Source organism: Microbacterium sp. PA5, from assembly GCF_049860775.1.
Taxonomy (GTDB): domain Bacteria; phylum Actinomycetota; class Actinomycetes; order Actinomycetales; family Microbacteriaceae; genus Microbacterium.
Genome location: NZ_CP187567.1, coordinates 1283440 through 1309223 on the forward strand (window position 1 = coordinate 1283440; position 25784 = coordinate 1309223).

Below are 25784 nucleotides of genomic sequence, written 5' to 3' on the forward strand. Positions count from 1 at the left end.
TGCTTCCTACTGGGCTGCTTCGAACAGCGCGAGGACCTCGACCTGGGGATCGGTCAGGGTCAGGGTGACGACGGGGCGACCGTGCGCGGCGAGCACCTGCGCGTCGCCGGCGGCCTGCGCGCGGATCAGCTCGCCGAAGGTGAACGGACGGCCGGGGATCTCGAGGTCGACGTCGGCCGACTCGAGGATCTGCACGAAGACGCCCTCGGCCGGTCCGCCCTTGTGGAACTGGCCGGTCGAGTGCAGGAAGCGCGGGCCCCAGCCGAACGTCGTGGGGCGTCCGCTGTCGGCGGCCACGAGCTCACGGAGGCCGGCGAGCTGCGGCAGTGCGCCACGGTCGACGTACGCCTGGATCGCGACGTAGCCGTTCGGCGACAGACGCGCCCACAGGGCGTCCAGGACGCCCTCGAGCGTGCCCGACGATGCCAGGGCGGGGTCGGTCACGCGGATCTCCACGCCGGACTCGACGAAAGCCGGCGCACCGGCGTCGGGACGCGCGTCCAGCAGGCCGCGGGTCGCCTCCTTCGCGGACTCGACGTCGGGCTGGTCGAACGGGTTGATGCCGAGCAGCCGGCCAGCGATCGCCGTGGCGTACTCCCAGACGACGAACTGGGCGCCGAGCGAGCCGCTGATCAGGACCTCGTCGGGGTTCTGCTCCAGGACGCGGAAGTGCTCGGCGTCGTCCACGATGCGCAGGATCTGCAAGTCCTCGGGCGTCTGCTCGACCTCGGGCGACACGGGAAGGAGCACGACGGGGAGGATCCCCGTGCCCGCCTTCCCCGTCGACTCGGCGACGAGCTGCTCGATCCAGTCCGGCAGCCCGACGATGTGCGTGCCGTCGCTCACGAGCCCGAGCTTGTCGCGCCGGCTCCCCGACGCATCGGTCCCGGCGATCGCGGCGGCGAGGACCAGTGCGGGATTGTGGACGTCGTCGATGGCGACCTCGAGCAGCGTCGCCTCGGCCTCGTCGAGCAGCTCCGACACGTCCGCGCCGGCCAGGCCCGCGGGCACGAGGCCGAAGGCGGTGAGGGCCGAGTAGCGTCCGCCGACCGTGGCGTCGGCCGTGAACACCCGGTATCCGGCCTCGCGCGCGGAGGCCTCGAGAGGCGAGCCCGGGTCGGTGACCACCACGATGCGGTCGGCGGGGTCGATGCCGAGATCGCTCCACGCCGCTGCGAACGCGCGGCGTGCGGAGTCCGTCTCGACCGTGGAACCCGACTTCGACGACACCACGAGCACGGTCTCGGCGAGGCCGCCGGTCTCGGTGTCGCCGTCGATGGCCGCGAGAACCTGGCCCGGAGAGGTCGAATCGAGGATGACCAGGGGAACGCCGCTGGTCTGGGCGATCACCTCGGGCGCGAGCGACGAGCCGCCCATGCCGGCCAGCACGACGCGCGTGATCCCGCGGGCGTGCAGGTCGTCGCGGAGCGCCTCGATCTCGGGAACGAGGGGACGCGAGACGGAGACCGCCTGCACCCAGCCGAGTCGGCGTGACGCCTCGTCGGACGCCTCGGCGCCCCACAGGTCGGCGTCGCCCGCGGTGATCCCGCTGGCGACGAGGTCCTCGACCAGACCCGGCAGGGTCTCGTCGACGACCTGCTTGACGTGTCCGGAGACGTGGATCTCGAAGCTCAACGCGCGTCTTCCGGCGTCGCCGCGAGCGCGGCGGAGACGGTGGACTGGAGGTCGTGCCAGGAGACGATGAACTTCTCCACGCCCTCGTCCTCCAGCACCTGCGTCACATCGGCGAAGTCCACGCCGACGGCCGCGAGCCGGTCGAAGACGTCGTGCGCGCCGGCATAGGCGCCCGTGATCGTGTCGCCGGAGACGACGCCGTGGTCGAAGGTCGCCTCGAGGGTCTTCTCGGGCATCGTGTTCACGGTTCCCGGGGCGACGAGCTCGGTGACGTACAGGGTGTCGGGCAGCGCCGGGTCCTTGACGCCGGTCGACGCCCACAGCGGACGCTGCACGTTCGCACCCGCGGCGACCAGGTCGGCGGCGCGGTCCTGGGCGAACTCCTTCTCGAAGAGCTCGTAGGCGAGGCGGGCGTTGGCGACTCCGGCGAGGCTCTTCAGCTCGAGCGCCGCCTCGCTTCCGATCGCCGTCAGGCGCTTGTCGACCTCGGTGTCCACGCGCGACACGAAGAAGGAGGCGACGGAGTGGATCGTGCCGAGGTCGATGCCGGCCGCGCGGGCCTTCTCGAGACCGCTGAGGTACGCGTCGATGACCTCCGCGTAGCGCTCCAGCGAGAAGATCAGCGTGACGTTGACCGAGATGCCGGCCGCGATCACCTCGGTGATGGCGGGGAGGCCGGCCTTGGTCGCGGGGATCTTGATGAGCGCGTTCTCGCGGTCGACCGTGGCCCACAGCTTCTTGGCCTCTTCGATCGTCGCGGCGGTGTCGTGCGCGAGATCGGGGGAGACCTCGATCGAGACCCGGCCGTCGACGCCGCCCGTGGCGTCGTACACGGGGCGGAAGATGTCCGCCGCGTTGCGCACGTCGTCGGTGGTGAGCGCGAAGATCGCCGCGTCCGCGTCGGCGCCGTCGGCGGCCAGCGCCGCGAGGGCCTCCTGGTAGGAGTCGTCGTCGGCGTTGCCGATCGCGGCCTGGAAGATCGACGGGTTGGTGGTCACACCCGAGACGGTGCGCGTCTCGATCAGCGAGGCCAGGTTGCCCGAGGTGATGCGCGAACGCGACAGGTCATCGAGCCAGATGCTGACGCCGGCGGCCGAGAGCTGCTGAGTGGGGGTGGTCATGCGTTCTCCTTGACAGTTGCGCGGACCTCGCGGACAGACTCACGTGCTGCCGCAGCGACCGCTTCGGCGGTGACGCCGAACTTCTCGAACAGGGTCTTGTAGTCGGCCGACGCGCCGAAGTGGTCGATGCCGACCGAGCGGCCGTGGTCGCCCACGATGGTGCGCCACAGCGGCGTCGCGCCGGCCTCCACCGAGACGCGGGCGGTGACGGCGGACGGGAGCACCGACTCGCGGTAGTCCGCATCCTGCTCGGCGAACCACTCGAGCGAGGGGGCCGACACGACGCGCGCATCGATGCCCTCGGCCGCCAGGGTCTCGCGTGCGGCCACCGCCAGCTGCACCTCGGAGCCGGTGGCCACGAGGATGACGTCAGGCGCATCGCCGGCGGCGTCGATCAGGACGTAGGCGCCCTTGGCGACCCCGTCGACGGTCGAGAACCCCTGCTCGCCGCGGGGGAAGACCGGGATGTTCTGGCGGGTCAGCGCGATGCCGACCGGTCCGCCCGAGGTGCGGCGGACGATCTCGAGCCAGGCGGCCGAGGTCTCGTTCGCGTCAGCGGGCCGGACGACGGTGAAGTTCGGGATGAGGCGCAGCGCGGCGAGCTGCTCGATCGGCTGGTGCGTCGGGCCGTCCTCGCCGAGGGCGACCGAGTCGTGCGTCCACACGAAGATCGAGGGGATGTCCATGAGCGCCGCCAGGCGCACGGCGGGACGCATGTAGTCGCTGAAGATCAGGAAGGTGCCACCGAAGGGGCGGGTCGGGCCGTGCAGCTTGATGCCGTTGACGATCGCGCCCATCGCGTGCTCGCGGATGCCGAAGTGCAGCACGCGGCCGTAGGGGTCTCCGGACCACTCGTGGGTGGACCACTCGGCGGGGATGAAGCTCTTCGCGTCCTTGATCGTCGTGAGGTTCGATTCGGCGAGGTCGGCCGAACCGCCCCAGAGCTCGGGGAGCTGCGCGGCGAGCGCGTTGATGACCTGACCCGAGGCCGCGCGGGTGGAGACCTCCTTGCCCGCCTCGAACGTCGGCGCCTCGAGGTCGGCGGGGAGCTCCGCGGCCTCCAGGCGGTCCAGGAGCGCCTTGCGCTCGGGGTTCGCGGCCGCCCAGGCGTCGAAGGAGTCCTGCCACGCGGCACGGGTCTCGGCTGCGCGCTCGGCGAGCGCGCGGGTGTGCGCGATCACGTCGTCGGCGACGACGAAGGACTGCTCGGGGTCGAAGCCGAGGACCTTCTTCGTGGCGGCCAGCTCGTCGGCGCCCAGCGCCGATCCGTGGATCTTGCCGGTGTTCTGCTTGCCCGGCGACGGCCAGCCGATGATCGTCTTGAGGATGATCAGCGACGGCTTGTCGGTCTCGCCCTTCGCGGCCTCGACGGCGGCGAACAGCTCGGCGACGTCCTCGACGTACTCGCCCGTCTTCTTCCAGTCCACCGTCTGCACGTGCCAGCCGTAGGCCTCGTAGCGCTTCTGGACGTCTTCGGTGAAGGCGACGTTGGTGTCGTCCTCGATCGAGATCTGGTTCGAGTCGTAGATCGCGATGAGGTTGCCCAGCTGCTGGTGACCGGCGAGCGAGCCGGCCTCCGCCGTGACGCCCTCCTGCAGGTCGCCGTCCCCGGCGATCACGTACACGAAGTGGTCGAACGGGCTGGTGCCGGCGGCCGCCTCGGGGTCGAACAGGCCGCGCTCATAGCGGGCCGCGTAGGCGAAGCCGACGGCCGAGGCCAGACCCTGGCCGAGCGGCCCGGTGGTGATCTCGACGCCCTTGGTGTGTCCGTACTCGGGGTGGCCCGGGGTGCGCGATCCCCACGTGCGCAGCGACTTCAGGTCGTCGAGCTCGAGGCCGAAGCCGCCGAGGTAGAGCTGCACGTACTGGGTGAGGGAGGAGTGCCCGGCGGAGAGGATGAAGCGGTCGCGCCCCAGCCAGTCGACGTCGGTCGGATCGTGTCGCAGGACGCGCTGGTAGAGCAGGTAGGCGGCGGGCGCCAGGCTCATCGCGGTGCCGGGGTGGCCGTTGCCGACCTTCTCCACCGCATCCGCAGCCAGCACTCGGGCGGTGTCAACCGCGCGCCGATCGATCTCGTCCCACAGCAGCTCTGACACTCTTCGCCTTTCTTCGTGGCACGTGCGCGACCTATCGGAAGCCTCGAGAAGGGGGAGGAGCGCTGTCGCGCGCGCAGGTGCCTCCAGCATATCGAAGCGGCATGCTCCGGAGGCCATGTGTCGCGCTCCGTGACGCCTTTCGTGCCGCCTTCCCCGCCCGATGGGCCGGGGAAAATGCCATAGACTGGGCGGACCTGACCGGACAGTGGGGGCGATGGACATCACGACGACGCGCGGGCGCACGGCGCCGCAGCGTTCCCTCGGCCGAACGGTCCGCGCGTACGTGCAGCTGACCAAGCCGCGCGTGCTCGAGCTCCTGCTCGTGACGACGGTTCCGGTGATGATCCTCGCCCAGGACGGGCTGCCGGACCTGTGGCTGGTGCTCGCCACTGTGATCGGCGGATCCCTGAGCGCCGGCTCGGCCGCCGCCTTCAACATGTACCTCGACCGCGACATCGACGCGCTCATGCACCGGACCGAGAAGCGGCCGCTGGTGACCGGCGAGGTGTCGCCGCGCGGAGCGCTCGTCTTCGCATGGACCCTGGCGGTGGCCTCCACCGTGTGGCTGCTGCTGACGACGAACTGGCTCGCCGCGGCGCTCAGCGTCTTCGCGATCTTCTTCTACGTGGTGATCTACACGATCGTCCTGAAGCGGCGCACCGAGCAGAACATCGTGTGGGGCGGCATCGCCGGGTGCTTCCCGGTGCTGATCGGCTGGTCGGCGGTCACGGGCTCGCTCACCTGGACGCCGTTCATCCTCTTCCTGCTCGTGTTCCTCTGGACGCCGCCGCACTACTGGCCCCTGTCGATGAAGTACAAGGGCGACTACGCCGACGTCGACGTGCCGATGCTCGGCGCCACGCGCGGCGGCTCCCAGGTGGGTCTGCAGGTCATCCTCTACGCCTGGGCCACGGTGGCCTCGTCGCTCCTGCTGATCCCGGTCGCGCCCATGGGGCTCGTCTACACCGTGTCGGCGCTGGTGTTCGGCGGATGGTTCATCGTCGAGTCGCACGTGCTCTACAACCGGGCCGTCCGGGGCGAGCAGCCGCGGCCGATGCGCGTGTTCCACGCGTCGATCACGTATCTCACGCTGCTGTTCGTGGCGATCGCGGTCGACCCGCTCCTGCCCTTCTGACCGGTCCGACCCGTCGTCACCCGCGGCCGATTCCGCGACGGAGGAGACCCGCACACGGAGGGGCCCGCCGGAACGCGAGCCTTCCCCGGTGCGGAGCTCCTCCGCGGTGTCAGCGGATCAGCGGGTGACCGGCGCGGTCTCGCGCTCGGCGTCGGCGGCCTCGTTGGGCTCGTAGCCGAGCTCCGGCTCGTAGCCGTACTCATCGGTGGAGTCGGCGGGCTGCGCGGCCGAGGCGTCGTCCTCGTCGAACGCGGGCGGCTCGACGACGTCGACGGCCGGTGCGGGCGCGAGCGAGCGCAGGGCGCCGACGGTGAGGGCCAGGGCGAGGCCCACGAGGCCGGCACCGATCAGGATCGCGCCGAGGACCGCCCAGATCTGCCCGACATAGACGTCGTTGCTCGTGGCGGTGCCGTCGGTCAGGCGCGCGTCCATTCCGCCGAGCCGGTCGAGCAGCAGGTACGCGCCGCCGGCGCTGGATGCGAGGGATCCGGCGATCAGCAGCCAGTAGGGGACGCTGCGGGTCAGACGGGGACGAGTGGACATTGATGCTCCTCGGGTGTCGAGACCGTCGACGGGACAGGGGTCCCGGACGACGGCGCCGCGATTTCGCGGCCTCCGCCACTGTGCGGGCTCGAACCGTGTGGGTCCGATGCGTCGCCTATGAGGCTGCTGTGCGCCGTTCCTCCGCGCTCGCACGCTCCGGCGTGATCACCGCGGCCTTCAGGTGGAGGACCACGGCCGTCATCGCCGCGACGAGGCACACCGCCAGCACCATGTGGATGTTCACGAGCACGATGGGAAGCCCGGTCCGCGCCTGCCAGAGGCCCACGGCGATCTGCACCACCTCGACGGCGAGCAGCAGGGCGGTCCATCGGGGGAGGCCGAGTTCCCGCGGCATGCGGAAGGACAGGGCGACGATCGCGAGCGTGAGGGCGAGGGTGGCATAGGCCGGCCAGCTGTGGACGTGCTGCCAGAAGACGGGGTCGAGTCCGTTGCGCGCGGCCTCGTCGTCGCCGGCGTGCGGGCCCGCTCCGGTGAGCAGGATGCCGACGACCACCGTCACGAGGACGGCAGCGCTGGTGAGGTGCACGAGCGCCGCGTACCCGGGCGTCACCAGCCGCCGACGCGGTCCGGGGACGGCGTGCACGCGGTGCACGTACACGGCGGAGACGGCGACGAGCGCGGCCGAGATGAGGTAGTGCAGGCCGACGATGCTCGGGTGGAGGTGCATCCACACCGTGACCCCGCCGATGACCGCCTGGAGGATGATCCCGCCGCCGACCGCGAGCGTGAGGCCGGTGAGGTCCGGGCGCCGCGGCGTGAGACGCGCCACCGACAGGAACGCGAGGAGCGCCACGATCACCAGGACGCCGGTCAGGGTGCGGTTCCCGAACTCGATCAGGCCGTGGATGCCGAGCTCCCGCGTGGGCACGAGCGAGTCGGCGGTGCAGTACGGCCAGGTCTCGCAGCCCATGCCCGAGCCGGTGAGGCGCACGAGGCCGCCCGTGCCGACGATCAGGATGTTGCTGGCCAGGACCAGCCACGCCAGCACGCGAGTACCCCGCCCGATGCGGTGCGGGAGGCGCTCGAGCAGTCGCCGCCACGGTCCCGGCCGGCCGGTCTGCGGCTCGGTCGCCGCGTCGCTGGTCGCCTGGGACATGCGCGTCGCCTCCTGTGATGCGGCCCCGACAGGGGCTGGGGCCACGCCACACGTCGGGCGTTGCCTGTAGACTCGAGGGGTTGAGACGGTCGCGCGGTGCGCGGTCCGTCTCCCCAAGTCTAGGCGCGTCGTCAGCGCCGGTTCCGCCCGGCCCGTCCGGTCGGAACGACACCATGAACGGCCCGAGAAGCGGCACCCCCACCTCGTCCACGATCCTCCATCGTGAGACAGGCGAGGACAGGGGAAATGCCGGGGCGGATGACACCGTTGCGGCCGAAGAGGAGGAGAACATGTCGGATGTGCTGATCGACCGTCCGGAGCTCGAGGGCCTCGGCGTCTACGAGTTCGGGTGGCACGACACGGACGCGGCGGGAGCCAGCGCCAGGCGCGGGCTCAGCGAGGCCGTGGTGCGGGACATCTCCGCACTCAAGTCCGAGCCGGAATGGATGCTGAAGACCCGGCTGAAGGGCCACCAGCTCTTCGGTCGCAAGCCGATGCCCACCTGGGGCGCCGACCTGTCCGACATCGACTTCGACAACATCAAGTACTTCGTGCGCTCCACGGAGAAGCAGGCGCAGTCGTGGGAGGACCTCCCCGACGACATCAAGAACACGTACGAGAAGCTTGGGATCCCCGAGGCCGAGCGTGCGCGCCTGGTCGCCGGTGTGGCCGCCCAGTACGAGTCCGAGGTGGTCTACCACCAGATCCAGCAGGAGCTGGAGGACCAGGGCGTCATCTTCATGGACACCGACACCGCGCTCAAGGAGCACCCCGAGTTCTTCGAGGAGTACTTCGGCAGCGTGATCCCCGCCGGCGACAACAAGTTCGCCGCGCTCAACACGGCCGTGTGGTCGGGGGGCTCGTTCGTCTACGTGCCGCCGGGCGTCCACGTCGAGATCCCGCTGCAGGCGTACTTCCGCATCAACACCGAGAACATGGGCCAGTTCGAGCGGACGCTGATCATCGCCGACGAGGGCTCCTACGTGCACTACATCGAGGGCTGCACGGCGCCGATCTACAAGAGCGACTCGCTGCACTCGGCCGTGGTCGAGATCATCGTCAAGAAGAACGCCCGCGTGCGCTACACGACGATCCAGAACTGGTCGAACAACGTCTACAACCTCGTCACGAAGCGGGCCGTCGCCCACGAGGGCGCGACCATGGAGTGGGTCGACGGCAACATCGGCTCCAAGGTGACGATGAAGTACCCGTCGATCTACCTGATGGGCGAGCACGCCAAGGGCGAGACGCTGTCCGTCGCCTTCGCCGGTCCCGGGCAGCACCAGGACGCCGGCGCCAAGATGATCCACATGGCGCCCTACACGCAGTCCTCGATCGTCTCGAAGTCGATCGCGCGCGGCGGCGGCCGCGCGGGCTACCGCGGCGAGGTCCGCGTCGACGCGAACGCCCACCACTCCGCGAACACGGTGCGGTGCGATGCGCTCCTCGTCGACAGCATCTCGCGGTCGGACACCTACCCGGCGATCGACATCCGCGTCGACGACGTGCAGCTCGGCCACGAGGCCACGGTCTCGAAGGTCAGCGAAGAGCAGCTGTTCTACCTCATGAGCCGCGGCATGCCCGAGGACGAGGCGATGGCCATGATCGTGCGCGGGTTCATCGAGCCCATCGCGCGCGAACTGCCCATGGAGTACGCCCTCGAACTGAACAAGCTCATCGAGATGGGCATGGAAGGATCCGTCGGCTGATGACGACAGCGACACAGGCCCCTGGCGCCCCCGCGTCCCAGGGCCACATCGACCCTGCGGCGAAACTGGCTGCGGCCAAAGCGGCCGGCACCGCCTTCGTGCCGGTGCAGACCCGTTCCGAGCGGCCGACGTCGTTCGATCCGGCGGACTTCGGCGCCCCCACCGGCCGTGAGGTCAACTGGAAGCACACGCCGATGGACCTGGTCCAGCCGCTGCTGCGCGACGAGGCCGGCCCGCACGGCGTGATCTCGGTCGAGGTCACCGCGCCCGACGAGGTCGTGCAGCTCCGCCTCGCGCCGGGGGAGGCCCCGCGCGGCGAGGTGTTCCGACCCGAGGACATCGCCAGCGCGATCGCGTGGACGCAGGAGGCCGACGCGCCGCTCATCCGCATCCCGGCCGGGGTCGAGCTGACCGAGCCCGTGGTCGTGCGCCTCACCGGCACCGGCGGCCTCGCGCACGCGCACGTCGTGATCGAGGCGGAGGCGGGTGCCCGCGGCACGGTCGTGCTCCGGCACGAGGGCACCGCTCAGCAGGCGCAGAACGTCGAGATCATCGCCCGCGACGGCTCGGCGCTCACCGTCATCAGCGTGCAGCGCTGGGACGACGACGCCGTCCACCTCGCCTCCCATCAGGCGCGCGTGGACCGCGACGCCACGCTCACCCACATGGTCGTCACCCTCGGCGGCAAGGTCGTCCGCGTCAACCCGTCCGTCGAGCTCGCCGGCGCCGGCGCCGACGGCAAGCTGTACGGTCTCTCCTTCGCCGACGCCGGGCAGCACTTCGAGAGCCAGGTCTACCTCCACCACAAGGGGCCCCAGACCGTCGGCGACGTCCTGTACAAGGGCGCGCTGCAGGGCGCGGGCGCCCGGAGCGTGTGGATCGGCGACGTGCTCATCGGACCCGACGCCGTGGGCACGGACTCCTACGAGGCCAACCGCAACCTCGTCCTCACCGACGGTGCGCGGGCGGACTCGATCCCGAACCTCGAGATCCAGACCGGCGACATCCGGGGAGCGGGCCACGCGAGCGCCACCGGCCGGTTCGACGACGAGCAGCTGTTCTACCTGCAGGCCCGCGGCATCGCGGAGGACGAGGCGCGTCGCCTGGTCGTGCTCGGCTTCCTGACCGAGATCGTGCAGAAGACCGGCATCCCCGCCCTCGAGGACGAGCTCATCGCCGCCATCGAGGCCGAACTGGCCGAGGGAGCGCAGGCATGACCGCCCAGAAGGTGCTGAACCTCAGCGACCTCGAGCAGGACACCGCCGTGCGCGTGGAGGTGGACGGCGTGCCGATGGCGGTCGTCCTCGACGCCAACGGCGAGGTGCACGCCATCGGCGACACGTGCACGCACGGCGACATCTCGCTGTCCGACGGCTTCGTCGAGGGCGAGACCCTCGAATGCTGGGCGCACGGCTCGGCGTTCTCCCTGCGGACCGGCCGTCCCCTCAACCTTCCGGCGTACGAGCCGGTGCCCGTCTACGACGTGACGATCGACGGCGATGACATCCTCATCGACCCGGCCGTCACCAAAGAAGTGAACTGAAGAAGGAACCTGACATGGCTGTTCTCGAGATCCGCGACCTCCACGTGACGGTCGAGACCGACGCCGGCACGACTCCGATCCTCAACGGCGTGACCCTCACGGTGCGCACCGGCGAGACCCACGCGATCATGGGCCCGAACGGCTCGGGCAAGTCGACCCTCGCCTACACGATCGCCGGTCACCCGAAGTACACCGTCACCTCGGGCTCGATCACCCTCGACGGCGAGGACGTCCTCGCGATGTCCGTCGACGAGCGCGCCCGCGCCGGGCTGTTCCTCGCGATGCAGTACCCGGTCGAGATTCCCGGCGTCACCGTCACCAACTTCCTGCGCACCGCCAAGACGGCGATCGACGGCGAGGCGCCCGCGATCCGCACCTGGACCAAGGACGTCAAGGGCGCGATGAAGAATCTGCGCATGGACCCGAAGTTCGCCCAGCGCAACGTGAACGAGGGATTCTCGGGCGGCGAGAAGAAGCGTCACGAGATCCTCCAGCTCGAACTGCTGCGCCCCGCGATCGCCGTGCTCGATGAGACCGACTCGGGCCTCGACGTCGACGCGCTCAAGATCGTCTCCGAGGGCGTGAACCGCGCGAAGGGCGAGACCAACCTCGGCGTGCTGCTCATCACCCACTACACGCGTATCCTCCGCTACATCACGCCCGACTACGTCCACGTGATGGTCAAGGGCCGTATCGCCGAGGAGGGCGGGCCCGAGCTCGCCGAGCGCCTCGAGGACGAGGGCTACGACCGCTACCTCGACGCGGATTCCACCGAGCCGGCCGACGCCGTCGAGGCTTAGGATCGACGCATGACCGCCACGCTCAGCCCGGAGAAGAACGACGAGGTCACCGAGGCGCTCAAGGACGTCATGGATCCCGAGCTCGGGATCAACGTCGTCGACCTGGGCCTCATCTACGACCTCAGCTGGGACGACGAGAACGACGCGCTCGTCATCCACATGACGCTGACGTCGGCCGGATGCCCGCTCACCGATGTGCTCGAGGAGCAGACCGCGCAGGCGCTCGACAACGTCGTGGACCGGTTCCGCATCAACTGGGTCTGGATGCCGCCGTGGGGTCCGGAGCGCATCACCGACGACGGACGCGACATGATGCGCGCGCTCGGCTTCGCCATCTGACCGGGCAGACGCGGGGCGTCACGGACGGCCGGAGCCTTCGACACCGCCGATAGGGTCGAGGGGTGAACGCCGTCCCGTCCTCCGCCCCATCGTCCGTCGTCGTGGAGCCGCTGGCTCCGCTTCCGCTGGAGACGCTGCGTCGCCGGACGAGCACCAAGTGGCGCTCGTACGGCGAGGACGTCATCCCGATGTTCGTGGCCGAGACCGACTTCGCCCTCGCCGAGCCCATCACCGCCGCACTGCAGCAGGCGGTCGCCCTCGGGGACACCGGCTACACCTCGCCCGACCCCGGCATCCGCGGCGCCTTCGCCGGCTACGCGGCGCGCCGGTGGCAGTGGCACGTCGACCCGACGCGGGTGCGGACGACGGGCGACGTCATGATGGGCGTGGTCGAGCTGCTGCGCGCGACGATCCGGCCGGGCGACCGCGTCATCATCGCGCCGCCCGTGTACCCGCCGTTCTCGATGTGCATCCCCGAGGCGGGCGGAGTGGTCGAGGAGGTGCCGCTCGTCGACGACGGTGACGGCTGGTCGCTCGACCTCGACGGCATCGCCGCATCGCTGGCAGGCGGTGCGCGCGCCGTGCTCCTGTGCAACCCTCACAACCCGACGGGCACGGTCCATACCCGCGAGAGCCTGGCGCGGCTGGCCGACATCGCGCGCGAGCACGACGCGGTCGTGATCAGCGACGAGATCCATGCGCCCCTCGTCCACGACGGCCCGTTCACGCCGTTCCTCGCCGCCTCGGACGCGGCGGCAGAGGTGGGCTATGCGGTCACGAGCGCGTCGAAGGCGTACAACCTCGCCGGCCTCAAATGCGCGGTCATGGTCACCGCCTCGGACCGCACCTCGCGGGTCCTGAGGGGCCTGTGGCCCGAGGTCGAGTGGCGGACGGGTCTGTTCGGCGCGATCGCCGGCGTGGCCGCGTTCAGCGAGGAGTCCGACACCTGGCTCGCCCGGCTGAACGCGACCCTGGACGGCAACCGCCGGCTGCTCGCCGACCTCCTGACCGAGCATCTCCCGCTCGCCCGCTACCGCCTCCCCGCCGCCGGGTACCTCGCCTGGATCGACGTGTCCGCGTACGGGTGGGGTGAGGACCCGGCGCGGCGCATCCTCGCCGAGGCCAAGGTCGCCCTGCATCATGGGCCGCTGTTCGGCACGCAGGGCGTCGGTCACGTCCGGCTGAACTTCGGCTGCTCCGCTGAGATCCTCGAGACCGCGGTCACGCGCATCGGAGCCCTCGCGGCGTCATCGTGAGTGCGCCGACGAGCGGCGCCGAGCGGATCTGGGATCCGCGCTACGCCTGGGTGACCGCCGGCGCGGTCGCGATGATCTTCCTCGCGGCGACCCAGGCGCTCGCGGTGACCACCGTGATGCCCGTCGTGAGTGCGGACCTGGACGGCGCAGGGCTCTACGCGGTCGCCTTCGCCGGAACGCTGGCGACGAGCGTCATCGGGATGGTCGCGGTCGGTGCATGGTGTGATCGGACCGACCCGGTGCTGCCGCTGGCCACCTCCGTCGCACTCTTCATCGTGGGTCTCGTCGTCGCCGGCGCGGCCGCCGACATGGGCGTGCTGGTCGTCGGCAGGCTGGTGCAGGGTCTCGGCACCGGGGGACAGACCGTCGCCCTCTACGTCGTGGTCGCGCGCGTGTACCCGGCTGCGCTCCACGGGCGCGTGTTCGCGGCGTTCTCCGCCGCGTGGGTCGTGCCCTCCATCGTCGGCCCGGTGCTGGCGGGCGCGATCGCGGACTATCTGCACTGGCGGTGGGTGTTCCTGGGCGTGGCGCTGCTCACCGGGGCGGCCTTCACGCTCGTCTACCTGCGGCTGCGCGGTCTCCCGCTGCGGACGGAGAGCCCGTCGACGGCACCCGTCGCGCGCCGCCTGGTCTGGGCGGTTCTGGTCGCGACGGGCGCGCTCGGACTCAGCCTGGCGGGCGAGGCCGGCCCCTGGGCCCCCGCGGTGATCGCGGCCGCTCTCGTCCTCATCGTCGTGGCGGCGCGGCCGCTCCTGCCCGAGGGGACCCTGCGTGCGGCGCGGGGCCTGCCGAGCGTCATCCTCATGCGCGGGCTGATCGCCGGCGCCCTGTTCGGTGCCGAGATCTACGTGCCCTACCTGCTCATCGACGGCTACGGCTTCTCCTCGACGTGGGCGGGGCTCGGCCTCACGGCGGCCGCCCTCCTGTGGGCGGCGGGCGCCGAGGTGCAGGGTCGCTACGGCGATCGGCTCGGGAGCACCCGCATCACCCTGATCGGGACCGCGCAGCTCGCGGCCGCGACCCTGATCGCCGCGGCGACCGCGGCGTTCGCGCTGCCGGCTGCGGTCGTCATCGCCGGGTGGGCTCTGGCCGGCGGCGGCATGGGTCTCATGTATCCGCGGCTGACGGTGCTCACCCTGGCGTACTCGACGCCGCGCGATCAGGGGTTCAACTCGTCCGCCCTGTCGATCTCGGACTCGGTGGGCGCGTCGGCGGCGATCGCGGCGATGGGGCTCACGTTCGTCGCGCTGACCGGCACCGGCGCCGCCTTCCCGGTGGTGTTCCTGCTTGCGATGGCGCTGTCGCTCCTCGCTCTCGTGCCGGGGCTCCGGCTGGGCCGCGCGGACCGGCCCGACGCTGACGCGTGACGGTCAGTTCTCCGCGCGGCCAAGCCTCCAGTAGCCCATGAAGGCGATCGCACGCCGGTCGACGCCGACCTCGGTGACGAGGTGGCGGCGAAGCGCCTTGATCGCGCCGGCCTCTCCCGCCATCCACGAGTAGAGCGGTGCGCTCTTGAGCGCGGCGCCGCCCTTGGCGGTGCGAGGGACCTCCCACAGGATCTCCCGGTCGATGTCGATCTCCTCGACGGCGGCCCCCGTCCCCGCCGGAGCGAGCGCGGCCGCGGCCGCCTGCACGGCCGGGACGAGATGATCGTGGCGGGCGGCCTCGTCGCGACGGGCGGCGGCCTCGATGCGGAACCCGGGATGGGCGGGAAGGTAGGCGAGGTCGTCCGGATGGGGGACCTCCAGCACGACCACGCCGCGCGCCTCGGGGGGAAGCTGCTCGAGGATCACGGCGATCGCCGGGGCGGCGGTCTCGTCGCCGGCGAGCAGGATGGCGTCGGAGCGTTTCGGAGGGACGAAGTCGATGCCGAAGCTGACGTCGCCGTGCGAGGTGGTCGGCGCGAGGATGAGCACCTCGTCGCCGACGCGCGCCTGGGCGATCCAGGCCGACGCGGGGCCGACGACGTCGTGGGCGACCATGTCCACGTCGACCTCCCGCTGCTCCCGGCGCACGGCACGCGTCGTGTAGGTGCGGAACGGCAGCCGGGTCGACTCGTCCTGCTGGCGCCACTGCTCGTACCAGTCGTCGCCCGTGGGCATCGCGTCCAGCGGCGTGCCCGGGGTGGGGAACACGACCTTGATCCGCTGGTCGTAGCCGGGATCGCCGTAGAACTCGAGATCGTCCCCCACGAAGGTGAAGCGACGGAAGCTCGGCGTGAGATCGGCGATGGCTCCCACGCGGACGCGGAAGAAGTCGTACGGGTCGGTGCGTGCCATGTCGGCTCCTTGTGGGGTCGGCCGGGCGAACCGGTCCGGGGTGAGTCGGTCGGGTTCAGCCGGCGGCGGCGACGTGGTGTCGTCCGCGCGGGAGGACGAGGGGGGTGTGCGAGACGGGGTCGGTGATGACGAGGGAGTCGAGGTCGAAGATCTCGCGCACGAGCTCGGCGTCCACGATGTCGGCGGGCGCGCCGCTGGCGATGAGGCGTCCGCCGCGCAGCGCGAAGAGGTGATCGGCATACCGCGCGGCCATGTTGATGTCGTGGAGCACCATGACGATGGTCGTGCCGCGCGCGGAGTTCAGATCGGCGAGGAGGTCCAGCACCTCGACCTGATGCGACACGTCGAGGAAGGTCGTCGGTTCGTCGAGGAGCAGGATGTCGGTCTCCTGGGCGAGCGCCATCGCGATCCAGACCCGCTGTCGCTGTCCGCCGGAGAGTTCGTCGACCGCCCGGTCGGCGAGGTCGAGGATCCCCGTCGCGGCGAGCGCCTCCGTCACCGCCCGGTCGTCGTCGGTCGTCCACGAGCGGAAGAGCTTCTGATGCGGGTGGCGGCCGCGGCCCACGAGCTCGGCGACCACGATGCCCTCGGGGGAGACGGGCTGCTGCGGGAGCAGGCCCAGGGTGCGGGCGAGCTCCTTCGTCGGGATGTCCTCGATCCGCTTGCCGTCGAGCAGGACGGCGCCGGCGCGTGCCGGCAGCAGCCGCGAGATGGTCTTCAGCAGGGTCGACTTGCCGCACGCGTTGGCGCCGACGATCACGCTGATGCGCCCGGTGGGGATGTCGAGGTCGATTCCGTCGACGATGGTGGCGCCGCCGTAGCCGGCCACGAGTGCCTCGGTGCGGATGACGTGCTGCGCGTTCATGAGGAGCCTCCGCGTCGGCTGGTTCGGGTCAGCAGGTAGATGAGGTAGGGCGCGCCGAGGATGCCGGTGATGACGCCCACGGGGAACTTCGTGTCGAATGCGAACTGGCCGAGCAGGTCGGCGGCGAGCACGAGGCAGGCGCCGGTGAGGGCGGCGGGGATGATGACGGGGGACCCCGGGCCGACGATGCGCGCGGCGATCGGACCCGCGAGGAAGGCGACGAACGCGATGGGGCCGGTCGTGGCCGTGGCGAAGCACGCCAGGGCGACGGCGGCGATCACCAGCAGGACGCGGGTGCGGTCGACGCGGACGCCGAGCGACGTCGCCGACGCGTCGCCCAGCTCGAGAGCCCGCAGGTCGCGGCCCAGGGCGACGACCAGGGGGACGAGGATCACGACGGCGATCGCGAGGGGCGGGATCTGCTCCATCCGCGTGCCGTTGAGACTGCCGGCCATCCAGCGCGCGGCGACCGCGACGTCGTACACGTCGGCGCGCACGAGAAGGTAGGCGACGACGGCGTCCAGCATGGCGCCGACGCCGATGCCGATGAGGATCAGACGGCCGCCGGTGGACTCGCCGCCGCGGGCGGCGACGTAGATCACGACGGCCGTGGCGATCCCCGCCACGAGGGCGAGGGTGACGGTCGCGCCCCCTCCCCAGCCGAGGACGATGAGGGAGAGGATCGCGGCGGCGCTGGCTCCCGAGGTGATGCCGATGACGTCGGGGCTGGCCAGCGGGTTGCGCAGCATCGTCTGGAACGTCGCGCCGGCGACGCCGAAGGCGATGCCAGCGAGGAGCGCGGTGAGGGCGCGGGGGATGCGCAGCGTGCCGACGGTGAAGGAGGCGCCGGGGACGTCCTGACCGAGGATGACGCCGATGACCTCGGCGGGGGAGTAGAGCGTGTTCCCGAGCATCAGCATCGCGCCCGTCAGCACGACAGCGGTGAGGGCGAGGATCGACAGCGCGATGCGACGCCGGCGCTCGCGGCGGAGGCGGGCGTCGCGCACTCCGGTGAGCTGCGCGGTGGTCGCGACGGGGAGGACGGGCATCACAGCGCCTTCATCCGGGTGCGGCGGGCGATGACGATGAGCACGGGCGCTCCGAGGAACGCCGTGATGATGCCCGCTTCGACCTCGCCGGGTGAGCCGATCACGCGGCCGACGGTGTCGGCGAGGACGAGGAGCACCGCGCCGCCGAGCGCGGACAGGGGGAGGAGCCAGCGCTGGTCGGCGCCCGACAGCAGGCGGACGACGTGGGGGACCATCAGCCCGACGAACCCGATCGGGCCGGCGACGGCGGTGACGGCGGCGCAGAGGGCGACGCCGGTGATCGCGGCGATGATCCGCACGCGGCCGACCCGCACGCCGAGCCCCACGGCGAGGTCGTCGCCGAGGGCGAGCGCGTTCAGGGCGCTGGCGCAGAGGATCGCGACGACCGCGCCGAGGATCAGCACGGGCGTGACGACGGCCATCGTCTCCCAGGCGGCACGGCCGACGTTGCCGACCTGCCAGAAGCGGAACTCGTCCATGACGGACTGGCGGGGCAGCAGGATGGCGGAGATCAGCGACGACAGTGCGGCCGTCGTGGCGGCGCCCGCGAGGGCGAGCTTGATGGGAGTGGTGCCGCCGGGGCCGACGGAGCCGACGAAGTACACGAACAGCGCCGTCACGAATGCCCCGGCGAGTGCGAGGCCGAGGTAGCTCCACATGCTCGTGATGCCGAGGAAAGCGATGCCGACGACGACGGCCAGTGCCGCACCGGTGTTGACGCCGAGGATGCCGGGATCGGCGAGCGGGTTGCGTGTGATGGCCTGCATGAGCGCACCCGAGAGGGCGAGCGCGGCTCCGGCGAGCACGGCCAGCACCGTGCGGGGCACCCGACTCTGCACCGCGAGCGCGCCGATGTCGGTCGGCGTCTCGCCCCGGACCCAGGCCGTGATGCCCTCGACCACCTCGGCAGCGGAGACCGGGCGGGAGCCGAACGCGAGCGAGAGGAGGACCGACAGCAGGACCGCGGCCACTCCGACGGCGAGCACGATCACGCGGCGCCGCGCGCCCACCGGTGCGGTGGACGCGCGGCGCGCGACGCTGAGGGAGGTGGTCACTGGACCTTCGCTGCCGCATCCTCCAGCAGTGCGACGTAGTCGTCGAGCACCCAGGGGAGGGACAGCGCCGTCGGGCTGACCGCGGCGCTCAGGGCGTCACCGCTTCCCACCGTGACGACGGCGCCGTTCTTGACCGCGGGGATCGTGTTCCACAGCGGGTCGGCCTGCAGCGCGGGGAGCAGGGTCTCGTCGCCGTAGCTGACGATGACGTCGACGTCGGCGAGCTGGTCGGCGTTCTCCGCGCTGAAGTCCTGGTAGAACGAGCCGCCGGCGGCAGCGTCGATCGCGACCTGCGGGAGGTCGAACCCGAGGTCCTGCAGGAGCGCGGTGCGCGAGTCGCCGCCGGTGTAGATCGACATCGTCGACACGTCGGCGGCGCTGGCGTAGAAGAACGCGGCGGTCTTGCCGGCGAAGTCCGAGCCGGCGGTGGCGTCGGCGATCTGCTGCTCGATGTCGGCGATGAGCTGCTCGCCCTGGGCCGAGCGGCCGAGCGCCTTCGCATTCATCGTGATCGTCTCGCGCCACGGCGTGAACCAGGCGACGTCGGGGTAGGCCACGACGGGGGCGATCTCGCTGAGTGTCGCGTAGTCCTCGTCGGTGAGGCCGGACTGCGCGGCGAGGATGACGTCGGGGTCGGTGTCGGCGATCGCCTCGAAGTCGACGCCGTCCACGGAGGAGAAGATCACCGGCTGGGGGCCGCCCAGCTCGTCGATCGCGTCCTGGGTCCACTCGTAGACGCCCAGGTCGGCGTCGCCGGTCCAGTTCCAGACCTGGGTGTCCATGCCGACGGGCACGACCCCGAGCGCGAGGGCCACGTCCTGGTTGCTCCACGCGATCGCCGCGACCCGCTCGGGCGCCTCGTCGATCGTCGTCTCGCCGAGCGCGTGCTCGATCGTCACCGGGAAGCTGTCGGTGGCTCCGGCGGCGGCGTCGGACGCGGCCGGGGTGTCGGTCGGGGCGCTGATGGTGGCGCAGCCGGTGAGCAGCAGAGCGGTCGCGCCGATCGCGAGCGTGGCCGTGCGGAAACGAGGCACAGGTTCCTCCAAGAGGGATCAGGTAAGGACAGGCTTACTTTACTTACCCGGCCGGTCCCGCGCCAATCCGCTGCAGGCGGACTGAAGGTCTGCGCCGCCGGCCTCACCGCACGCACGACTGCCCCGGGAGCGTGTCCCGGGGCCGTCGTGGCGTCGCGTCGAGCGGCGTTTCAGCGGCGCGCGCTGCGGTCGACGGCGCGGACGGCCAGCCAGGCGCCGGGCACCAGCAGAGCGGCGAATCCCGCCTTGATGAGGCCGGGGACGATGAAGGGCCAGACGCCGGCGGCCAGGACGCCGTCGACGGTCACGGTCTGTCCGAGCACGGTGGCGAGGATGAGCGCCATGTACGGCACGCCGATGAGGAACGGGATGACGGAGGCGGCCACGAAGCCGACGAAGGCCAGCCAGGGCTTGCGGTCCCACGCGCGCTCGGCGAACCAGCCGGCGACGAACGCGGCGGGGATGAACCCGAGGACGAAGCCGAACGACGGTGCCAGCACGTAGGCCGGGCCGGCCGTCGCGCCGGCGAAGACGGGGGCGCCGGCGAGACCGGCGAGAAGGTAGGCGGTGAGCGAGGCGGCGCCGCGGCGCGCGCCGAGCGCCGCGCCGACGACGATCACGCCGAGCGTCTGCCCGGTGATCGGCACGGGTCCGATGAAGAAGGACACCTTCGCGAGGAGCGCCACCACCGCGACGCCCGTCAGCACGAGCGCGGCATCGAGGGCGAAGGCACGGACACGGTCGTCCGGTCGGGAGATCAGGTCGCTGAGGACCGGGCGGCGGGCGGATGCAGTGAGGGACATGAGGTCTCCTTGGGACTCCGTGGGCGTCGGATCCGGCGAGGGCCGGCGTCGCGACTCATCCTATGGGCGGCGCGACCGGTGTTTGTGTACTCCGTCCGACAATGCGTCCGCCAGGGTCCGTCGCGACCCTGGCACCCTCGTCGGGCGGTTTGGCGGCCGACGGGCGCCCGCCCTACGCCGCCGGGCCGGGTAGACTCGGAGGCTGGCCAGTCGGCCTCCTCTCTCCACCTTCGACCGAACGGACGTCCGCTGTGCTCGCCGTGCACGACCTCGAGATCCGCGTGGGCGCGCGCACGCTCATGTCGGAGGTGTCGTTCCGCGTGTCGGACGGCGACAAGATCGGCCTCGTCGGTCGCAACGGCGCCGGGAAGACCACGCTGACGAAGGTGCTGGCGGGCGACCTGCTCCCCGCCGACGGCAAGGTGGAGCGCTCCGGGGAACTCGGGTACCTGCCGCAGGACCCGCGCTCGGGCGATCCCGAGATGCTCGCCCGCACGCGCATCCTCGACGCGCGCGGCCTCGGCTCCCTGCTCCTGGGCATGCACGAGGCCGGTGAGCTCATGGGCTCGGACGATCCCGACGTCGCGGCGAAGGCCATGCGCCGCTACGGCAACCTCACCGAGAGGTTCGAGTCGCTGGGCGGCTATGCCGCCGAGGCCGAGGCGGCCTCCATCGCCCACAACCTGTCGCTCCCGGACCGGATCCTCGATCAGCCGCTGAAGACGCTCTCCGGCGGTCAGCGCCGCCGGATCGAGCTCGCCCGCATCCTCTTCTCGGACGCGCAGACGATGATCCTCGATGAGCCCACCAACCACCTCGACGCGGACAGCGTCGTCTGGCTGCGCGAGTTCCTCAAGAACTACAAGGGCGGGCTGATCGTGATCAGCCACGATGTCGAGCTCGTGGGCGAGACTGTGAACCGGGTGTTCTACCTCGACGCCATGCGCCAGGTCATCGACGTCTACAACATGAACTGGAAGAACTACCTGCGTCAGCGGGTGGCCGACGAGGAGCGCCGCAAGAAGGAGCGCGCCAACGTCGAGAAGAAGGCGACGGCGCTCCAGCAGCAGGCGGCCCGGTTCGGCGCCAAGGCGTCCAAGGCCGCCGCGGCCCACCAGATGGTCGCGCGGGCCGAGAAGATGCTCTCGGGGCTCGAAGAGGCGCGCCAGGACGACCGCGTCGCCAAGCTCCGCTTCCCCAAGCCCGCGCCCTGCGGCAAGACGCCGCTCATGGCGAAGAACCTCTCGAAGTCGTACGGCTCGCTGGAGATCTTCACCGACGTCGATCTGGCGATCGACCGGGGTTCGAAGGTGGTCGTGCTCGGGCTGAACGGTGCGGGCAAGACGACGCTCCTGCGGATCCTCGCGGGCGTGGACGCCGCCGACACCGGCACGATCGAGCCCGGTCACGGCCTGAAGATCGGCTACTACGCGCAGGAGCACGAGAACCTCGACGTGGACCGCTCCGTGCTCGAGAACATGATGTCCGCGGCACCCGACATCAATGCCACCGAGGCGCGCAAGGTCCTCGGGTCGTTCCTGTTCACCGGCGACGACGTCCTCAAGCCCGCCGGGGTGCTCTCGGGCGGCGAGAAGACGAGGCTGTCGCTGGCCACGCTCGTCGTCTCGAGCGCGAACATGCTGCTGCTGGACGAGCCCACGAACAACCTCGACCCGGCGTCGCGCGAGGAGATCCTCGGCGCGCTGGCCCACTACGAGGGCGCCGTCGTCCTCGTGTCCCACGACGAGGGCGCCGTGCAGGCGCTGAACCCGGAGCGGGTGCTCATCCTGCCCGACGGCGTCGAGGACATCTGGGGTCGGGACTACATCGACCTGATCACCCTCGCCTGATCGCTCCGGCGTCGAGGAGGGCGTCCTCCTCCTCCATGTCGCGGTCGCGGCGACGCCTGTCGCGGGGCGCGGCGACGACGCCGTCCGCCTCGGCGGCATCCTCGCGCCGGTGGCGCCGCTCCGTGCGGATCATGTACCAGATGAACACGAACCCCATGACGGCGAACAGGATCCACTGGATCGCGTAGGAGAGGTGGGGGCCGGGGTCCGCCGACGGCGACGCGAGCGCCTGCGGGGCCGTCGCCGGGGTGGGGTCCTCGCTCACCATCAGGCCGTAGACGTCGGTGAGCGCGGCCGCGCCCGAGGCGATCGTGTCGGCGATCAGCGGCAGATGGATGGTGGGCACCTGGCCGTCGGGCGCCGAGCGTCCCGAGCGGGGGAGCGGCTCTCCCGGCTTCAGGCGCACGACGACGGTCGCCTCGCCCTCGGGCGGCAGCGGCACCGCGTCGGGCTCCGGGCTGCTCTCGCCCGGCGGGACCCAGCCCCGGTCGACGATGATCACGCGGCCGTCGATCAGGCGGAACGGGACCAGCACCTCGAACGCGCTCGTGCCGCCGTGGGGACGATTCCGTGCGAGCAGCTGCTGGTCGGAGAGGTACTCGCCGGTGAGGGTGACCGGATGCCACTCGTCGGCAGGGTCGAACGACGCGCCCTGCGGGACGAGCTCGTCGAGGGGGACAGGGTCGGCGTCGTAGTTGGTCGCGATGAGCTCCAGCTGCTCGTCGCGCTCGGCGCTGCGCGTGAACTGCCAGTTGGCGAGGAAGCCGCACGCGATCGCGAAGACGACGGCGAACCCGATGTAGCCCGCCCAGCGCGCGCCCGCCCTCATGGCGCGCGCCTCACGACGTCGGCTCCGCATCGAAGGCGACGACCTGCACGGGGAAGTCGCGTGCGGCGAGATAGTCGCGGAGGTAGCCGACGTGCTCGTCGCAGGCCGCCCACACCTTGCGGCGATCGCTCGCGTGGATGCGCGGGTTGCGCCAGACGACCTGCCACAGGGCTTCCGCGCGGCATCCGGCGCGGGAGCAGATGCGCTCGTTCACGAGGCGGCCGGCGGCTTCGGGTCGGACTCGGTGATCCGGATCACCGTCGGCGCGGGGTCCGCCGGCGGCGTCGCCGGGCCGGCCGTCAGCTCGCGCTCGGGAGCCACCGCGTCTGGCTCATCGCCGTCCGAGCTCACGTTGGCGACCACGACCGCCAGATACGGCAGCAGCACCGCCCCGACGGCGAAGACCCCGGTGTGCCACCCGTAGGGCGTGATGACCACCATCAGCACGAAGCACACCACGCGGACGCTCATCATGATGAAGTACTTCGTCATGCGGGCGTGGGCGTCATCGTGCGGCGCGCGGCGCAACGACGTGGCCGACTGCGGTGCGCGGTGCTTCATGGCAGGTCCGAGGTGTTCACGGTCCTCCCAGGCTACGCCGCTCCGAGGCCTTTCAGGCGCCCAGCGCGAAGCTCGAGGGGCTTGTCGTGATGAACAGGCCGATCACCACGGCGATGAGCAGGCCGATGCCGATGCCGACCCACCCCACGATGACGCCGGCGAGCGCCATGCCGCGGCCCTTCTCGTGGGTCCGGGCGATCTGGCTCAGGGCGATGTGACCGGTGATGACGCCGACGATCACGCCGAGCGCGAGCACCCACGTCCACGCCAGAGCGAAGCCGACGATCGACGAGACCATCGACGTGATCGCCAGGGGGTTCGTGCGCGGTCCGGCGTAGCCGTACGGTGCGGCGTAGCCCGCGGGCGGCGCATACGCGCCGGCCGGATATCCCGTGGCGGGCGGCTGAGCGCCGGCGCCGTACGCGGGCGGCGGGGGGTAGGCCGGGGCGGGATATCCCGGGGCCTGATAACCGGGCGCCGCCGCACCCGGATGAGCCGCCGGGGGCTGGGGCGCCGCGTACGGCGGCAGCGGGGACGCGGCGGGAGGGGTCGCCGGCGGCGGGGTGGGTGCGGCGTCGGCGGTCGGGTCGTCGGACTGGGTGGGATCGCTCACGTGTCCTCCTCGGGGTCGGCTCCAGGCTATCGGTCTGCGCCGCGCGGTCGAGTCCGGGCGGGGAGGGCGGCCGACTAGGCTGGGGCCCGATCCATCACCGACCCCGGGAGCTGTCATGTCCACCGATCGAGTCGTCCTCGTCACCGGCGGGAACCGCGGCATCGGCCGCGCCATCGCGGAGCGCTTCGTCGCTGCCGGCTATCGCGTCGCCGTGACGGCCCGCTCCGGGGAGGGGCCGGAGGGCACGCTCACCGTGCGCGCGGACGTGACCGACGCCGCGCAGGTCGACGCGGCGTTCGCTCAGGTCGAGAAGGAGCTCGGTCCCGTCGAGGTCGTCGTGGCCAATGCGGGCATCACCAAGGACACCCTGCTGCTGCGGATGACCGAGGACGACTTCGACTCGGTGGTGGCGACCAACCTCGGGGGTACGTTCCGCGTCGTCAAGCGCGCGGCCAAGGGATTGCTGCGCGCCAAGTGGGGACGCGTCATCCTCATCTCGAGCGTCGTCGGCCTGTACGGCTCGGCGGGCCAGATCAACTACTCGTCGTCCAAGAGCGCGCTCGTCGGCTTCGCGCGCTCGCTCACCCGCGAGCTCGGCGGACGCGGCATCACCGCGAACGTCGTGGCGCCCGGCTTCATCGAGACCGACATGACGGCCGAGCTGCCCGAGGACACCCAGGCCGAGTACAAGCGCAACATCCCCGCCGGCCGCTTCGCGACGGCGGACGAGGTCGCGGGTGTCGTGGCGTGGCTGGCATCCGACGACGCGGCCTACATCTCGGGAGCGGTCATCCCCGTCGACGGCGGTCTCGGGATGGGTCACTGACGCGCGACGCGCCGGTCCCGCGCCCGATGGCATCGGCCGCGGATCCGATCACCTCGGCAGGAGCGGGATCACGTCCCGGAGGTCCACGCGCCCGATGACGAGGTCGGCCCGCGCCCGGACCGCGGGCTTGGCGTTGAACGCGAGTCCCAGTGCCGCATCGGCCATCATGTGCAGGTCGTTGGCGCCGTCGCCGATGGCGATCGTCCGCCCGTCGGGCACGCCGTACGCCGTCGCCCACTCCCGCAGGGCGGCCGCCTTGCCGGCGGCGTCGACGATCGGGCCGTCCACGACGCCCGTGAGGCTCCCGTCCGCCACCGCCAGCCGGTTCGCCCGCCAGACGTCGGCGCCGAGCTCCGGGGCGACGGTGTCGAGGATCTCGTGGAACCCTCCGGAGACGACGGCGGCGATGCCCCCGCGCGCGTGGATCGCCTCGATCAGCTCGCGCACGCCCGGTGTCGGCTCGATCCGTGCGAGGACCCGCGAGAACGCCGTGACGGGGACGCCGCGCAGCGCCTGGACGCGAGAACGGAGGCTCGTGGCGAAGTCCACCTCGCCGCGCATCGCCGCCTCCGTCGCCGCCGCCACCTCGGCACCGCGCCCCGCCTCGTCGGCGATGAGCTCGATGACCTCGTTGCGGATCAGCGTGGAGTCGGCGTCGAACACGACGAGGAAGCGGGCGTCAGGCACGCTCCCAATCTATCGACCCCGACCGGGCACGCCGTCCGG

26 protein-coding genes are annotated in these 25784 nt (G+C 71.4%); 10 read left to right on the top strand and 16 right to left on the bottom strand.

Annotated elements, in window-relative coordinates; all coding sequences use genetic code 11:
* Positions 1–6: 6 nt before the first annotated feature.
* The 3 genes from ACPWUT_RS05945 to tkt are packed head-to-tail and all read right to left on the bottom strand — an operon-like array spanning position 7 to position 4852.
* Positions 7–1635, bottom strand: coding sequence for a glucose-6-phosphate isomerase (locus ACPWUT_RS05945; protein WP_425841613.1), 1629 nt, complete (start codon positions 1633–1635; stop codon positions 7–9).
* A complete protein-coding gene (gene tal, locus ACPWUT_RS05950; RefSeq protein ID WP_284529570.1) occupies positions 1632–2756 on the bottom strand; it encodes a transaldolase in 1125 nt (374 codons plus the stop codon). Before tal ends, ACPWUT_RS05945 begins: the two co-directional genes overlap by 4 nt.
* Complete coding sequence (gene tkt / locus ACPWUT_RS05955; RefSeq protein WP_425841616.1) at positions 2753–4852, bottom strand: transketolase; 2100 nt, start codon at positions 4850–4852, stop codon at positions 2753–2755. Before tkt ends, tal begins: the two co-directional genes overlap by 4 nt.
* A 214-nt stretch (positions 4853–5066) precedes the next feature.
* Here tkt and ACPWUT_RS05960 point away from each other — a divergent pair, with 214 nt between their 5' ends.
* Positions 5067–5987 (top strand): heme o synthase, encoded by a 921-nt coding sequence (locus ACPWUT_RS05960; protein WP_284529572.1) that lies wholly within the window; start codon positions 5067–5069, stop codon positions 5985–5987.
* Positions 5988–6104: 117 nt separating this feature from the next.
* Here ACPWUT_RS05960 and ACPWUT_RS05965 read toward each other — a convergent pair whose 3' ends face one another.
* Both ACPWUT_RS05965 and ACPWUT_RS05970 read right to left on the bottom strand, forming a co-directional pair.
* Complete coding sequence (locus ACPWUT_RS05965) at positions 6105–6530, bottom strand: dinucleotide-utilizing enzyme (protein WP_425841619.1); 426 nt, start codon at positions 6528–6530, stop codon at positions 6105–6107.
* A 115-nt stretch (positions 6531–6645) separates the two neighbouring features.
* Positions 6646–7647 carry a COX15/CtaA family protein gene (locus ACPWUT_RS05970; protein WP_425841622.1) on the bottom strand — a complete coding sequence of 334 codons (1002 nt, stop codon included), beginning with the start codon at positions 7645–7647 and terminating at the stop codon, positions 6646–6648.
* Between the two features lie 290 nt (positions 7648–7937).
* On the opposite strand from ACPWUT_RS05970, the gene sufB reads away from it, so the two are divergent.
* The 7 genes from sufB to ACPWUT_RS06005 all read left to right on the top strand — a co-directional run bounded on the left by sufB (position 7938) and on the right by ACPWUT_RS06005 (position 14661).
* Positions 7938–9356 (top strand): Fe-S cluster assembly protein SufB, encoded by a 1419-nt coding sequence (gene sufB / locus ACPWUT_RS05975; protein WP_284529575.1) that lies wholly within the window; start codon positions 7938–7940, stop codon positions 9354–9356.
* Positions 9356–10573 (top strand): Fe-S cluster assembly protein SufD, encoded by a 1218-nt coding sequence (gene sufD / locus ACPWUT_RS05980; RefSeq protein WP_284529576.1) that lies wholly within the window; start codon positions 9356–9358, stop codon positions 10571–10573. The genes sufB and sufD overlap by 1 nt, the downstream gene beginning before the upstream one ends.
* Positions 10570–10899 carry a non-heme iron oxygenase ferredoxin subunit gene (locus ACPWUT_RS05985; protein ID WP_284529577.1) on the top strand — a complete coding sequence of 110 codons (330 nt, stop codon included), beginning with the start codon at positions 10570–10572 and terminating at the stop codon, positions 10897–10899. Before sufD ends, ACPWUT_RS05985 begins: the two co-directional genes overlap by 4 nt.
* Positions 10900–10913: 14 nt before the next feature.
* Complete coding sequence (gene sufC, locus ACPWUT_RS05990) at positions 10914–11699, top strand: Fe-S cluster assembly ATPase SufC (protein WP_284529579.1); 786 nt, start codon at positions 10914–10916, stop codon at positions 11697–11699.
* A gap of 9 nt (positions 11700–11708) precedes the next feature.
* The gene (locus ACPWUT_RS05995) at positions 11709–12038 is read left to right on the top strand and encodes a metal-sulfur cluster assembly factor (RefSeq protein WP_284529580.1); all 330 of its coding nucleotides are present in this window, start codon (positions 11709–11711) and stop codon (positions 12036–12038) included.
* Positions 12039–12100: 62 nt separating this feature from the next.
* Positions 12101–13294, top strand: a complete 1194-nt coding sequence (locus ACPWUT_RS06000) for a MalY/PatB family protein (RefSeq protein ID WP_425841628.1) — start codon at positions 12101–12103, stop codon at positions 13292–13294.
* Positions 13291–14661 (top strand): MFS transporter, encoded by a 1371-nt coding sequence (locus ACPWUT_RS06005; protein WP_425841631.1) that lies wholly within the window; start codon positions 13291–13293, stop codon positions 14659–14661. Before ACPWUT_RS06000 ends, ACPWUT_RS06005 begins: the two co-directional genes overlap by 4 nt.
* Before the next feature lie 3 nt (positions 14662–14664).
* Here the strand turns inward: ACPWUT_RS06005 and ACPWUT_RS06010 are convergent, their stop codons facing one another.
* The 6 genes from ACPWUT_RS06010 to ACPWUT_RS06035 all read right to left on the bottom strand — a co-directional run bounded on the left by ACPWUT_RS06010 (position 14665) and on the right by ACPWUT_RS06035 (position 20379).
* Positions 14665–15573, bottom strand: a complete 909-nt coding sequence (locus ACPWUT_RS06010; protein WP_284529585.1) for a siderophore-interacting protein — start codon at positions 15571–15573, stop codon at positions 14665–14667.
* Between the two features lie 55 nt (positions 15574–15628).
* The gene (locus ACPWUT_RS06015; RefSeq protein ID WP_425841634.1) at positions 15629–16438 is read right to left on the bottom strand and encodes an ABC transporter ATP-binding protein; all 810 of its coding nucleotides are present in this window, start codon (positions 16436–16438) and stop codon (positions 15629–15631) included.
* A complete protein-coding gene (locus ACPWUT_RS06020; protein ID WP_425841637.1) occupies positions 16435–17487 on the bottom strand; it encodes a FecCD family ABC transporter permease in 1053 nt (350 codons plus the stop codon). The genes ACPWUT_RS06015 and ACPWUT_RS06020 overlap by 4 nt, the downstream gene beginning before the upstream one ends.
* Positions 17487–18542 (bottom strand): FecCD family ABC transporter permease, encoded by a 1056-nt coding sequence (locus ACPWUT_RS06025; RefSeq protein WP_425841641.1) that lies wholly within the window; start codon positions 18540–18542, stop codon positions 17487–17489. Before ACPWUT_RS06025 ends, ACPWUT_RS06020 begins: the two co-directional genes overlap by 1 nt.
* Entirely contained in the window at positions 18539–19576 is a 1038-nt protein-coding gene (locus ACPWUT_RS06030; RefSeq protein ID WP_425841644.1) for an iron-siderophore ABC transporter substrate-binding protein, read from the bottom strand. The genes ACPWUT_RS06025 and ACPWUT_RS06030 overlap by 4 nt, the downstream gene beginning before the upstream one ends.
* 170 nt (positions 19577–19746) lie before the next feature.
* On the bottom strand, positions 19747–20379 hold the full coding sequence (locus ACPWUT_RS06035; protein ID WP_425841647.1) for a biotin transporter BioY: 633 nt from the start codon (positions 20377–20379) through the stop codon (positions 19747–19749).
* A 251-nt stretch (positions 20380–20630) separates the two neighbouring features.
* On the opposite strand from ACPWUT_RS06035, the gene ACPWUT_RS06040 reads away from it, so the two are divergent.
* Positions 20631–22229, top strand: a complete 1599-nt coding sequence (locus tag ACPWUT_RS06040) for an ABC-F family ATP-binding cassette domain-containing protein (protein ID WP_284528256.1) — start codon at positions 20631–20633, stop codon at positions 22227–22229.
* On the opposite strand, the gene ACPWUT_RS06045 is transcribed toward ACPWUT_RS06040, so the two are convergent.
* Genes ACPWUT_RS06045 through ACPWUT_RS06060 form a run of 4 tightly spaced genes read right to left on the bottom strand, consistent with a single transcriptional unit; the run spans position 22216 to position 24232 of the window.
* Complete coding sequence (locus ACPWUT_RS06045; RefSeq protein ID WP_425841650.1) at positions 22216–23058, bottom strand: SURF1 family protein; 843 nt, start codon at positions 23056–23058, stop codon at positions 22216–22218. The two genes, ACPWUT_RS06040 and ACPWUT_RS06045, sit on opposite strands and share 14 nt — an antisense overlap.
* 10 nt (positions 23059–23068) lie before the next feature.
* Positions 23069–23272, bottom strand: coding sequence for a hypothetical protein (locus tag ACPWUT_RS06050; protein ID WP_284528254.1), 204 nt, complete (start codon positions 23270–23272; stop codon positions 23069–23071).
* Positions 23269–23619 (bottom strand): DUF3099 domain-containing protein, encoded by a 351-nt coding sequence (locus ACPWUT_RS06055; protein WP_284528253.1) that lies wholly within the window; start codon positions 23617–23619, stop codon positions 23269–23271. Before ACPWUT_RS06055 ends, ACPWUT_RS06050 begins: the two co-directional genes overlap by 4 nt.
* A gap of 52 nt (positions 23620–23671) precedes the next feature.
* Entirely contained in the window at positions 23672–24232 is a 561-nt protein-coding gene (locus tag ACPWUT_RS06060) for a DUF4190 domain-containing protein (protein WP_425841654.1), read from the bottom strand.
* 115 nt (positions 24233–24347) lie between these two features.
* On the opposite strand from ACPWUT_RS06060, the gene fabG reads away from it, so the two are divergent.
* Positions 24348–25058: a 3-oxoacyl-ACP reductase FabG gene (fabG, locus tag ACPWUT_RS06065; RefSeq protein ID WP_284528251.1), complete on the top strand. Its 711-nt coding sequence runs from the start codon at positions 24348–24350 to the stop codon at positions 25056–25058.
* 48 nt (positions 25059–25106) lie between these two features.
* Here the strand turns inward: fabG and serB are convergent, their stop codons facing one another.
* Entirely contained in the window at positions 25107–25745 is a 639-nt protein-coding gene (gene serB, locus ACPWUT_RS06070; protein ID WP_425841657.1) for a phosphoserine phosphatase SerB, read from the bottom strand.
* Positions 25746–25784 lie beyond the last annotated feature (39 nt).